The 11,017-nt window shown below is 71.6% G+C and carries 9 protein-coding genes; 7 read left to right on the forward strand and 2 right to left on the reverse strand.

The annotated features are described in order from the left end of the window. The first annotated feature begins 49 nt into the window (after window positions 1-49). The 4 genes from RZ84_RS03015 (at window position 50) to RZ84_RS03030 (ending at window position 3,090) form a co-directional block, all read left to right on the forward strand. Entirely contained in the window at window positions 50-1,717 is a 1,668-nt protein-coding gene (locus RZ84_RS03015) for a DHA2 family efflux MFS transporter permease subunit (RefSeq protein WP_052229741.1), read from the forward strand. Next, a complete protein-coding gene (locus tag RZ84_RS03020; protein WP_043262982.1) occupies window positions 1,714-1,908 on the forward strand; it encodes an acyl-CoA carboxylase epsilon subunit in 195 nt (64 codons plus the stop codon). Before RZ84_RS03015 ends, RZ84_RS03020 begins: the two co-directional genes overlap by 4 nt. Window positions 1,909-2,156: 248 nt before the next feature. After that, window positions 2,157-2,489, forward strand: coding sequence for a hypothetical protein (locus RZ84_RS03025; RefSeq protein ID WP_043262983.1), 333 nt, complete (start codon window positions 2,157-2,159; stop codon window positions 2,487-2,489). Between the two features lie 259 nt (window positions 2,490-2,748). Next, window positions 2,749-3,090 (forward strand): hypothetical protein, encoded by a 342-nt coding sequence (locus RZ84_RS03030; RefSeq protein ID WP_043262984.1) that lies wholly within the window; start codon window positions 2,749-2,751, stop codon window positions 3,088-3,090. Window positions 3,091-3,173: 83 nt separating this feature from the next. On the opposite strand, the gene RZ84_RS03035 is transcribed toward RZ84_RS03030, so the two are convergent. After that, window positions 3,174-5,435, reverse strand: coding sequence for an MMPL family transporter (locus RZ84_RS03035; RefSeq protein WP_043262985.1), 2,262 nt, complete (start codon window positions 5,433-5,435; stop codon window positions 3,174-3,176). A 127-nt stretch (window positions 5,436-5,562) separates the two neighbouring features. On the opposite strand from RZ84_RS03035, the gene RZ84_RS03040 reads away from it, so the two are divergent. From RZ84_RS03040 to RZ84_RS03050, 3 genes are all read left to right on the forward strand, one after another. Next, window positions 5,563-6,246, forward strand: coding sequence for a TetR/AcrR family transcriptional regulator (locus RZ84_RS03040; protein WP_043262986.1), 684 nt, complete (start codon window positions 5,563-5,565; stop codon window positions 6,244-6,246). Between the two features lie 105 nt (window positions 6,247-6,351). Next, window positions 6,352-8,082, forward strand: coding sequence for a DNA polymerase/3'-5' exonuclease PolX (gene polX, locus RZ84_RS03045; RefSeq protein WP_043262987.1), 1,731 nt, complete (start codon window positions 6,352-6,354; stop codon window positions 8,080-8,082). Window positions 8,083-8,267: 185 nt separating this feature from the next. Beyond that, on the forward strand, window positions 8,268-9,596 hold the full coding sequence (locus RZ84_RS03050; protein WP_043262988.1) for a hypothetical protein: 1,329 nt from the start codon (window positions 8,268-8,270) through the stop codon (window positions 9,594-9,596). A 145-nt stretch (window positions 9,597-9,741) separates the two neighbouring features. Here the strand turns inward: RZ84_RS03050 and RZ84_RS03055 are convergent, their stop codons facing one another. Further along, window positions 9,742-10,968, reverse strand: a complete 1,227-nt coding sequence (locus tag RZ84_RS03055) for a hypothetical protein (RefSeq protein ID WP_043262989.1) — start codon at window positions 10,966-10,968, stop codon at window positions 9,742-9,744. Window positions 10,969-11,017 lie beyond the last annotated feature (49 nt).

The raw sequence follows: 11,017 nt of genomic DNA on the forward strand, positions 1-11,017 counted from the left end.
GTACGGACGATCGATCCGGGCCCTACGGCCTCGCACGAAGGGAAATGCGATGGCGACCCACGCCCGCCCCCGGCCCCCCTGGGGCATCCTCGGCGTCATCTGCCCCGCCCTCTTCATGATCGTGCTGGACACCTCGATCGTGCACATGGCGATCCCGGTGATGATGAAGGACCTGGCCACCGGGCTCGACCAGGTGCTGTGGATCGTCAACGCGTATGTCCTCAGCTACGCGATCCTCATGATCACCGCGGGGCGGCTCGGTGACCGCTTCGGTCCCAAACGGGTCTACCTGGCCGGACTTCTGCTGTTCACCCTCGCCTCCGCGCTGTGCGGACTGGCCGGCGGCGCGGGGGAGCTGATCGCGCTGCGCGCCGTGCAGGGCGTGGGCGCGGCCCTGCTCACGCCCCAGACGGGCGCCCTCGTCACCGCACTGTTCCCCCCGCAGCGGCGCGGTGCCGCATTCGGCGTGCTCACCAGCGTCATCGGCCTGTCCATCGTGGCCGGGCCGCTCCTGGGCGGGCTCCTGGTGAGCCGCGCCGGATGGCAGTGGATCTTCTTCGTCAACGTACCGGTGGGCATCGTCGCGCTGGTCGCGGCGGCCGTGTTCGTCCCGGAACCGGGGCCGAGGGGGCACCGCGGCTGGGATCCGGCCGGCCTCGCCCTGGTGACGGGTGGTCTGACGGCGCTCACCTTCGGCCTGCTGGAGAGCGGACACTACGGGTCCGGTGCGATCGCCGGACCGGTCACCGTCCCCTGGGTGCTCGGCACGGGCATCGCGCTCCTGGTGCTCTTCGCGATCCAGCAGTGGCGCCGCGGGACGGCGAAGGGTCGGCCGGCGTGGTGTCCGCGCCGGCAAACCCTGCTGCCCCGGTCCCTGTTCGCACACCGTGACTTCGGGCTGGCCAATGTCATCGGCGCCGGCGTCCACTTCGCGGTGATCGGCAGCGTGCTGCCGATCACCCTGTTCCTGCAGCAGGTCCTCGGCTGCTCCGCCCTGCGGGCGGGGCTGGGCACCGCGCCGACCCCGCTGGCCGCTGCCGCCGTCGCCCAGGTGGCCGGGCGCCACGCCGACCGGGTGGGCGGCAAGTCCCTTCTGCTGGGCGGGCTGTTGACCTACGCCCTCGGCCTCGCGCTGATCGCCTTGGGCGCCCGACCGGGCATGAACCCCTGGCACCTCCTGCCCGCCATGCTGGTCGCGGACATCGGCATCGGCTGCGTACTGGCACCGGTGACGAAGATCGGCATGGATGCCGTGGACGGGGCGCTGGCCGGGCCCGCCTCCGGCGTGCTGAACACCACGCGGCAGGTCGGCGGGGTTCTCGGCAGCGCGGCCGCCGGGGCACTGCTCCAGAGCAGGACCGCGGCCGCGGTGCACCAACAGGCCCTGGCCAAGGCCGGGTTGCTGCCGGAGGAGGCCCGGCGGCCGTTCGTGGCCGGGCTCGACCACGGAGTGGCCCGGGGCCTGACGGCCGGCGCCGGGACCGACACCCCGGTGCCCGGTTTCCTCGACCCGCACTCCGCGGGACTGTTCCGCGCACTGGCCGCGGAGGCGTACCGGCACGGCTTCGTCGCGGCCATGCGGGACACCGCGCTGCTGCCGATCGGCGTACTCCTGCTCGGCGCCGTGTGCTGCCTGGCCGTGGCCGGCGCGGGCGGCACCAGACGGGAACCGGTGCGCGGGGGCGGGCCACGTCATGCGCGCGGGCGGACGCCGTGATCACGGTGGTGCGCGGGCGGCCGAGCGAGGCGGAACTCGCCGCGCTGGTGGCCGCGTTCGTGGCGCTCTCCCGCGCCCGCGCCGCGGACCGGGCCCGCGGTGTCGGCATCGCTCCCCCGTGCGCGACCGGCCGCGCGCACTGGACCCGGCCCGGGGAGTGCTACCGCGCCCCTCATTCCTGGCGGTCCTGACCGCTGCCCGCACGGGCCCTGGCCGGCCTTCCGTCCGCGCCCGGCCGTTCCCGCCGCGGGCGCCCGGCGTTTCCGTCCGCGCCTGCCGCCAGATTCCACTGCAAGAACCGAGAAATATTATTCGACGCCAATTTTCCGCGGTGTTACCTTTTCACACGCCGGAGAATTGCCCAGGAATTCATGACCTGCCGGCGCACGCTTCGCATCGAATTCCCGACAGCTGACCGCTGACCGCGAGGAGAGATTCCATGTCCAAGAACACCATCAAGCGGGCGGCCATCGCCGCCGCGCTGGCCGGCGCCGTGGCCTTCACCGCGGCCGGCCCGACCCAGGCGGCTCCGGCGCAGGCTTCGGCCAGCCCGCAGGCGGCCGTCACGGCGGACGACGCCAAGTGGTACCAGGGCACGATCGCGCGCTTCACCGACAACTTCCTCGAAGTCAACGTCAACGGGACGATCGCGAAGTTCGACCTCACCAAGGGGACCGACTGGTACGGCCACATGAAGATCGGCGCCTGGGCGTATGTCAAGGCCAGGATCGTCGACGGGAATTACATCCCGGAAGCGGTCATGGCCCGATAGCCACCCCCGTCGCCCGCACTTCGTCCCGCCGAGCAGCAGCCCGGCGGGACGAAGTGCGTGCAGGTGCCGCTCGCGTCCCGGGTGCGGCGGGCCATTTCCGCCCGAAATCCAGGAAATCCTGAAAGAGCTGCGCAAGGAAAATCGCCACCGGTTGGGATCGTTGTTATTTTTTCGACGGCCCCAAAAAGGGCCGGAATTCATGTCCGACCGAATGCGGTTCCGGACCGGTTCCCGAACCGGCGAAACAAGGAGAGAAATCATGTCCAAGCGCAAGCACCTCATCAAGCGGACGGCCATAGCCGTCGCACTCGTGGGCGCCGCGGGATTCGCCGCGTCCACGCCGGCACAGGCGGCCCCGACGTCCCAGGACGCCCAGGCCCCGTACTCCGCCCCGGCTGGCACCGGGTGGCACGCCACCAACTTCCAGGGCTCGGTGAAGGCCGTGCACGCGGGCTCCATCGATGTCGACGTGAAGGGTTCGGTCAAGAGCGTGGACACCGCGAACGCGATGGTAATCGGCAACCTGGCGCCCGGAGTTGCGGTCAACGTGACGAACTGGGGAACCGGCACGGTCGTCGTCGCGCTGAACAACTGGGGCTGAGGTCCACCGGACCTCACACAGGACTTCGTCCCGTCGGGTATCCACCCGGCGGGACGAAGTCCTGTGCGGCTGTGGCGGTTCCGCTACCGCGCCGCCACCTCCACGGTGCCGCGCTCCGCCACCTCGGCGGCCCCCTCCGTCAGGCCGATCCGCCGGTGCACCCGGCGCAGCGGGCCCGGTGCGTACCAGCCGTACCTGCCCAGCAAACGCAGACAGGCCGGTACGAGCACCCCGCGGATGAGCGTGGCGTCCACCAGCACGGCCAGGCCGCTGCCGAGGCCGAACATCTGCATAAAGCTCACATGGCTCGTGGTGAAGGCGAACAGGCTCACCGCGAGCAGCGCCGCGGCGGCCGACACCAGGGCGCCGCTGCGGGCCAGGCCCCGCGGTACCGCCTCGGCCGGGGACAGGCCCCGGTCGTGGAGTTCCTTGATCCGGCTCAGCACGAACACCTCGTAATCCATGGACAGTCCGAAGACGATGCAGAACATCAGCAGCGTCATCGCCGTGTCCATCGGCATCGGTGTGAACCCGAGCACCGAGGAGAAGTGCCCCGACTGGAAGATCCACACCATCGCGCCGAGGACCGCGCCGAGCCCGAGTGCGTTGAGCAGCAGCGCCCGCAGCGGCTGGAGCACGCTCCCGGTGAACAGGAACAACAGGACGAAGGTGCTCGCCACGATCATCGCCAGCGCGACGGGCAGTCGCTCCTGGATCGCCCGCCGGGTGTCGACCGCCTGCGCCGCCGGCCCACCCACCAGCGCCTTGCCGGGGCCGGGGAGGGCCACCGCGCGGATCTGCCCGACCAGCCGCCGCGCCGCATCGGAGGAGGCGTCGTAGCCGGTGCGCACGGTCAGATGGCGCAGGCCGGACGCGGCACGGCCGGGGTCGCCGGGGCCGGTGGGCGACGCGGCGCCCGCCGTGAACGTACCCGCGTCGGTCTGGACCGCGTCGACTCCCGGGAGGGCGGCGAGCGTCCGCGCATAGCCGTCGAGCCGGACGTCTCGCGCGCCCGCCCCGGACACCACGATCTCGACCGGCCCGCCGCCCCCGCCGGGGAAGTCCCTGTGCAGGGCGGTGGCCACGGACCGGCTCGCCGCGTCCTCGGGCAGGACGCGCTCGTCCGGAACGCCAAACCGGGCTCCGAGCAGCGGCGTGGCGGCGAGCAACAGCACGGCGACGGCCGGCAGAGCGGTACGCAGCGGGTGGCGGAACACGGTACGCGCGATCCCGCCCCACACCGCGCTGCCACCACCCGGCGCGGCCGGACGCCGCCGTGCCGCCTTGCCCGGGCGGGCCACGCGGTGGCCGAGCACGGTCAGCAGGGCCGGTGTGACGACGAGCGCGCAGAGCGCCGCGGTGACGACGACACCGATCCCGGCGTAGGCGAAGGACCGCAGGAAATAAAGGGGGAAGACCAGCGGTGCGGTGAGCGCGGCCGTGACGGTGGCCGCGGAGAACAGGATCGTGCGGCCCGCCGTCGCCACCGTCCGTGCCACCGCCTCGGGTACGCCCTGGCCCGCCGCCGTCTGCTCGCGGAACCGGCTGACCATCAGCAGCCCGTAGTCGATGGCGAGACCGAGCCCGAGCGCGGTGGTGAGGTTGACGGCGAAGACCGAGACATCGGTGAGGCGGGCGATCAGGTGCAGCTCGGCGAAGGTCCCCAGGATCGCCGTCGCGCCGATGGCCAGCGGGACCAGCGCGGGCACCAGGCCGCGGAAGACGAGGACGAGCAGGGCGAGGGTGACCGGGACGGCGATGCCCTCGGCCAGTCCCAGGTCCTTGGCCACCTGGGTGGTGATGTCGCGGTTGGTGCCGGAGGGCCCCCCGGCCAGGACGGTGAGCTCCCGGCCGACCGGATCGGCGGTCCCGGCGGCCGTGGGGGCACCGCCGTCCCGCCCACCCGCGTAGTCGGCGATCAGCGCATCGGCCCGCCGGGTGACCTGCTCCCGGTCACCGTCGAGCCGTACCAGCACGAGGGCGGCGCGGCCGTCCTCGGCCTTGAGTGCGCCGACCGGTGTCCGCCAGTACGAGTCGACCCCCGCGACACCGGCTCGCGCGGCCACCCGGTCGGTGAGGGCACGGCCGGCGGCCAGCGCGGCGGGTGAGTCGACGGTGCCGTGCCGTGGCCGTACCAGCAGGGCGAGGTCGGCGGTGCCGCCGGATTTCTGGTGCAGCAGCCTCGTCACGGCGGTGGAGGGCGCGGCGGGGTCCTCGAACCCGCCGCCCTTGAGCTGGCCGAAGACGCCGACGCCGGCGGCGCCCGCGGCAAGTGTCAGCAGCCCTGCCAGCACGAGGACCGTACGGGCCTTTCGGGAGAGAAGGGCTCCCAGTCGTTGCAGCATCGCATGCTCCCGGGGTTCAAGGGCCTCCCGGGGAACCGGACGGGGCGGCGCCGGAATGGGAGTGGAGACCCGACGATGTTTACGTCGTTAACTTTGCATCGGATGTGCACGCTGTCAACATAGGGGGGTGAACACACCCGGCACGCCGCGCAGCGGCTACCACCACGGAGATCTGCGCAACGCCCTGGTCAGGGCCGGAGTCGCGCTGGCCGCGCAGGGCGGGCCGCAAGCGGTGGTGCTACGGGCCGCCGCCAGGGAGGTCGGCGTCTCCGCCACGGCCGCGTACCGGCACTTCGCAGACCGTGACGACCTGCTGCACGCGGTCAAGCTGGCGGCCCTGGGGCGGCTCGCCGGGGCGATGGAACAAGAAGTGCTCGCCGGGAAGCGCCGGCGCGACCCGGTGGAGGAAGCGGTCCGCCGGCTGCGGGCGCTGGGCACCGGCTATCTCCGCTTCGCACTGGCCGAGCCCGGCCTGTTCCGGATGGCCTGCTGCGAAACCACCGACCAGAAAGGGGACTTCGCCCTGGTGGCGGACTCCCGCGCGTTCGCCATGCTCACCGAGGTGGTCGACACCCTCGCCGGCCACGGACTGATCGAGGACCGGCGCCGGCCGTTCAGCGAGATGGCCGTCTGGGCACCGGTGCACGGCCTGGCGAACCTGCTGCTCGACGGTCTGCTGGCCGGTCTTCCCGCTCCGCAGCGGCAGGCCGCGGTGGACCGCGTCATCGAGGTCACGATCGAAGGGCTGTGCGGCACGGGCGCGGCACCGGACGCCGGACGGCGCTGGACGCGCCGGCTGTGGTCCCGGTAGCCGTGGAGGCCGACGCCCCTGCGGAGTCCGGCCCTGCCCCTGGCCGCCGTCGCCCGTCCGCGCGCTTCGCGTGCCGGGCCGGAGGGGCGGGGGCACCCTGGAGATATGGTCCGCGCCAATGAGGAGGTCGAGGCGCTGCTCCAGGAGTACGCCGACCTCATCGCGATCAGTGGTGGAGACGCCTTCAAGGCCCGGGCGTACGAGAAGGCCGCCCGGGCCGTCGGCGGGCACCCCGCCGACGTCGCGAAGCTGGACGTCAAGGGGCTGCGGGAGATTCCGCACGTCGGCGCGTCCATCGCGGAGAAGGTCGTGGAGTATCTGCGCTCCGGCCGGGTGTCGGTGATCGAGGAGACCAGGGCGTCGATCCCCGCGGGGGTGCGGGAACTGATCACCATCCCCACGCTCGGGCCGAAGAAGGCCATGGTGCTCTACGAGGATCTGGGCATCACCTCCGTGGACCAGCTGCTGGAGGCCGTCCACGAGGAGCGGCTGCGGGACCTGAAGGGGTTCGGTGAGAAGACCGAGGAGAACATCCTCCACGGGATCTCGCTGCTGCAGAAGGCCGGCGGCGGACGGATCCTGATCAGCGCCGCGATGGACGTCGCCGAGCAGATCACCGGCGAGCTGTCCGGGATCACCGGATGCGAGCGGTGCAGCTACGCGGGGTCGCTGCGCCGGATGCGGGAGACGATCGGGGACATCGACATCCTGGTGGCGGCGGAGAAGTCGGCGCCGTTCATGACGGCCCTCGCGGAGCTGCCGTACACCGCCGAGGTCATCGCGCACGGCGCGAAGAAGACCTCGATCCGCACCACCAAGGGGCTCCAGGTGGACCTTCGGGTGCTGCCGCCCGAAGCCTGGGGCGCGGGGCTCCAGTACTTCACCGGGGCCAAGGCCCACAACATCCGCACCCGCGCGATCGCGGTCCGAGGCGGCCTCAAGCTCTCCGAGTACGGCCTCTTCGACAGCGAGAGCGGGGAGTTGATCACCTCGGAGACGGAGGAGGAGATCTACGAGCGGCTGGGGCTGCCCTGGATCGCCCCGCCGCTGCGGGAGGACCGGGGCGAGGTCGCCGCCGGGCTCCACGGCGAACTGCCGGAGCTGGTGGCCGAGGATGACATCAGGGGCGATCTGCACACCCACACCGACCTCACCGACGGCCTCTCCTCCCTGGAGGACATGGTCACCGCAGCCGCCGCCCGGGGCTATGCGTACTACGCCGTCACCGATCACGCCCCGAATCTGTATATGCAGCGGATGACGGACGAGAAGATGCTCGCCCAGCGCGAGCAGGTGCGCGCCCTCGACCGCAAACACCGCAAGATGCGGGTGCTGCACGGCACCGAACTCAACATCGGCCCGGACGGGGACGTCGACTGGCCCGACGACTTCCTGGCCGGTTTCGACCTGTGCGTGGCCTCCGTCCACTCGCATTTCAACCAGAGCCGCAAGGACCTCACCCGGCGCATCGTCCGGGCCTGTGAGAACCCGCATGTCGCGATCATCGGGCATCCCACCACCCGGCTGATCGGCAAACGCCCGGGTATCGACGCCGACTTCGACGCGGTCTTCGAAACCTGCGCCCGGACGGGCACCGCACTGGAGATCAACGCCCACCCCGAGCGGCTGGACCTCTGCGACGAGGACATCCTGCGCGCCAAGAGCTACGGCGTGAAGTTCGCGGTGAACTCCGACGCCCACTCCACCACGCATCTGCCCTACATGCGCTACGGAGTGGGCACGGCACAACGCGGCTGGCTCACCAAGGACGACATCATCAACACCTGGCCGCTGACCAAGCTGCGCCGCTTCGTGCGCGGCGGCACCCGGCCGTAACGGCCGCCGCCTCCCCCGGTGCCGGCTCCCCCTCGGGCACCTCCACGATCGCCAACGAGCCCTGGCTGCCCGGCCGGACGGCATGCCGGCGCGTGCCGCGTCAGGGGAGGGGATGGCGAACGGACGCCGGCGGAGAGCACGACCGCTGACGGAACCGGGGGCGCCCGGACACCGTCGACTGATCTGTGAGAACGAAACCGGTCAAGACAGTCGTCGGAGGTCTGGCGCTCCTCTGCGTACTCGGCACCGCGATCGCCCTCGGCAGTGCGCTGACGGGACCAGGCGGCGGCAAAGAGGCCGGCGCGAACGCCCCGACAACCACCGGCCCGGCCAAGGGGCAAGCGCCCGACAACGCGCCTGGCGGCGGCCCGGCGATGCGTATCGACGGTCCGGACGGCCCGGTGACGCCGAACGAGATCACGTCGTTCACCGCACACCTCCAGACCCTCGCCCCGGCCCCCGACAACATCGGCAACAACTGGGCCCAGGGCCACAGCGGGCAAGCGGCCAAAGCCATGGGAAGGGTCTACGAGATCTCCCACGACCCGGCGATTCTCGACCGGATGATTGGCTTCTGCGACGCCCTGCTCGCCGAGCGCAACGACCTCGCCCCCAGCCCGGTCGGACAACACACCCTGTGGACCGGCAAGATCGACCCCGCCTGGCCGAACAACGTCACCACTCACCCCATCGGCACCGGCGGCGAGCAAGGCGACCCGGTCGGCCACCTCGGCAACTGCGCCCGGCAGATCCTCCGGACGCCCGCCATCTGGCACCACCGTGTGCCGACCGGCGACCCGCACCGATACGGCGCCACCTACCTCGACCGGGCCAAGAAGTACGTCGCGGAAGCCGACGTCGCCGTCGACACACACATCCTGGCGCGGCTGCTGGACGTCTCCCACGGCAACCGCCAGTACTTCGCGGCGGATTCGCCCTACCAGGGCGGCAAACCGGTGCCCTGGAACCAGCAGATGATGTTCGACTACGGCTTCTCCAACCTGGCGATCGCCCACCAGATCCTGGGCGACGACGCCCAGCGCGTGGCCCGCTACGACCAGTTGGTCAAGGCCAGCGCGAACTGGTTCTTCTCCACCACCCGCAAGTACACCGATCCCGCCGGCAAGCCCGCCTACGACTGGGGCTACTCCCCATCCCGGTCGACCGGCGAGGACTCCAACCACGGCAGCCTGGACTGCGCAGGCATGTACCAGCTGTACCTCACCGGCAGATACGGCATCACCCCGGCCATGATGACCCCGCTCGCGGACATGTTCGTCGACGTGATGACCAAGGGACCGCACCAGTACGCCGGACGCGTCAACGGAACGAACGGCCGGGGCCACGGCTCCCCCACCGGCTACCTCCGCGACGGCTTCCTCCCCCTCGCCGAGTTCCGCCCCGACGCCTACCACGCCATGCTGACCAACGCTCTCCCCGGCGGCGGCACCACGAACATCGGCTCCTTCTCGGAAGCCCTGATGCTGAAGGGCCGCCGTAGCCACCACCATTGACCGTTCCCAACCGACCAGTTCGCCGGCTCACCCGATCACTGCCCGCCGGGGAACGGGCCGTCCCGGAGCCCGCTCCCATTCCCCACCTGGACGCCTCGACGCTTACCGTCAGGAACTTCGGACCGCTCCTCTTCGGACCCTTCTGTCAGGCCCCGGGCAGGCCGTCGAGCCGCGCCAATATCTTCTCGATGGATTTGGTAGCGGTACGTCGCCCTCCCGGCACCCGGCTGCGAAGGGCGAGCAGTTGGGGTGCGAGCGCACGGGCGTCGACGGCGTCGCGCAACTGCATCCACTGGTGGTGGGCTCCATCCACGGCGGTCTCGACGTCTTGGGCGGTGGGTGCCTGTTCCAGGACATCGAGGCGGGCTTCGGCAGCCTGGAGCCACAACTGGCAGCTGAGGCACGGATCCTGGGCGACCAACGCGAGGAACGCCCGGACCTCGACCCAGTGGACGGCGGCGAAGGAGGTCGCACCGTACGTCTGCACCGCACGCCGTTCGGCGGCGGTTGCGAGTTCGGCCGCCTCGCGGTGCCGGCCGGCCTTCGAGAGGGCGGCGATCCGTTCGTGCGGGTCTGCCTCGATGGGCACCAGGGCGTCGCCGGGTATGGAGACGGGCGAGATGGCCTGTGGTGCCGTCGGCGGGGCTACCGGAACGGGGGCGGCTGGTGCTGGATTCCCGGGCGGCACCGGGACGTTGACGGCAACGGGAGCGGGCACCGGCCCGGCGTCGAGAACGAGTGTGGCCTCGGCGACCTCTGCGGCGCGGAGGGCCTCGCAGTGCAGCGCGTGGGGGCCGGAGCGCCGTCCGGAGCGCAGGATCTGGGCCAGGGCCTGCATGTAGTGGGGCTGGGCGTGCTGCCGGCGGGGCGGGGGCGGGGTGATGACGCCGTAGACGCGGGTGCCGCCGGGAAGGGCAAGCGGCGGCCCGTCCTTGAGCAGCTGCCAGACGGCGGCGTCGGCGACCAGGTCCACGTACAACGTGGTGACGGTGTCAGGGCGACGCTGTCGCAGCTCTTGGACGAGCCAGGCCCACGGCAGGGCCGTATAACGGACCGTAGAGGGCGTGGCGCGGGCCAGTGCAAGGTGGACGGCGCGCTGCTTGCGGTCGAGTTGCAGCTGGCCCGCGATCACGACGGTGAGCGGCCCCTCCGCGGCGGCGGCGCCTCGGATGTGGGTGAGGACGGCCTGGGGGTCGACGGGGTCGGCCAGTTCGATCAGCGTGGCAGTCGTCGTGCCCGCCCACGCGGCCGGGGGCACGGCGGCGAGCGTGGGCAGCACGCTGCTCGCGTCGGCGAACTTGCCTTTGCCCGCCGGGGCGGCTGCCAGTAGCAGCACGGTCCCGGGCCGTTCCTGCGCCCCGTTGATCTGCACATCCGCACCGTATCTGTCGACCGGTCGGCGGCGGCAGGCAGGGCGGCGC

Origin of the sequence: Streptomyces sp. CT34, from assembly GCF_000805335.1 — a bacterium.
Classification (GTDB): domain Bacteria; phylum Actinomycetota; class Actinomycetes; order Streptomycetales; family Streptomycetaceae; genus Streptomyces.